Raw genomic sequence first — 787 nt, forward strand, 5'->3', positions numbered from 1 at the left:
GCAGCGCCGGGGCCGCGAGCCGGCGGCGCGGGAGCCCGGCGAGGGTGAGGTGCGCGGCGACCTCGCGGATGGTCCACGCGTCGCACAGCGACGGTCGGTCCCAGTCGTCGGGCGGCAGGGCCTCGAGGTAGTCGGCGATGTCGCTGCGGCGCCGGTCGACGGCCGCCCAGACCTGGGTGTCGTCCATGACGACCCCTCTCTCCGGTGCGGCCCGGTCCTCCGGGCCGCGACTAGTACCATCATAGGACTATCTGGTGCGGCCGAGCCTGAGGAGTTGCCGTGGACGACGACATCGCTGCGCCGACCAGCCTGCTCATGTGGCTCGGGTACCGCGCGGCCGAGGACCGGATCGCCGGCGCGATCGCCGAGGCGGGGTTCGGGGACCTCACGCGCGCGCAGATCCGGCTGTTGGCGGGGATCGACGACGACGAGGGCAGCCGGCTCGTCGTGTTGGCCGAGCGCGCCCGGATCGCCAAGCAGACCGCGACCGCGCTGGTGGACCGGTTGGCGGCGGCGGGGTACGTCCGCCGTGAGCGGGATCCGGAGGACGGCCGGGCCCGGTTGGTGCGCCTCACGGACCGCGGCCGGGGGATCATTCCGGTCGCTCGGGCGGCGGAGCGGCAGATCGACGCCGAGTGGCGGGAGCATCTCGGGCCGGAGCAGATGGATCGGTTGCGGGCCGCGCTGGTGGAGTTGCGCGCGCTCGTCGACCCCTGAGACACCTCACCCCGCCCGGCGGTGCGGCGGGCGGGGTGAGGACGGCGCGCGGGGCGGGCGGAGCGGGTCA

At 75.3% G+C, this 787-nt stretch carries 2 protein-coding genes; one reads left to right on the plus strand and one right to left on the minus strand.

Annotated elements, in window-relative coordinates:
- A partial coding sequence (locus HMPREF3086_RS02100; protein WP_210401819.1) for a maleylpyruvate isomerase N-terminal domain-containing protein occupies nucleotides 1-187 on the minus strand: 187 nt, incomplete at its 3' end.
- Nucleotides 188-279: 92 nt separating this feature from the next.
- Between HMPREF3086_RS02100 and HMPREF3086_RS02105 the strand changes: the two genes are divergently transcribed.
- Nucleotides 280-717, plus strand: a complete 438-nt coding sequence (locus HMPREF3086_RS02105; RefSeq protein WP_246830856.1) for a MarR family winged helix-turn-helix transcriptional regulator — start codon at nucleotides 280-282, stop codon at nucleotides 715-717.
- Nucleotides 718-787 lie beyond the last annotated feature (70 nt).

Source organism: Dietzia sp. HMSC21D01 (assembly GCF_001815995.1).
GTDB lineage: Bacteria > Actinomycetota > Actinomycetes > Mycobacteriales > Mycobacteriaceae > Dietzia > Dietzia cinnamea.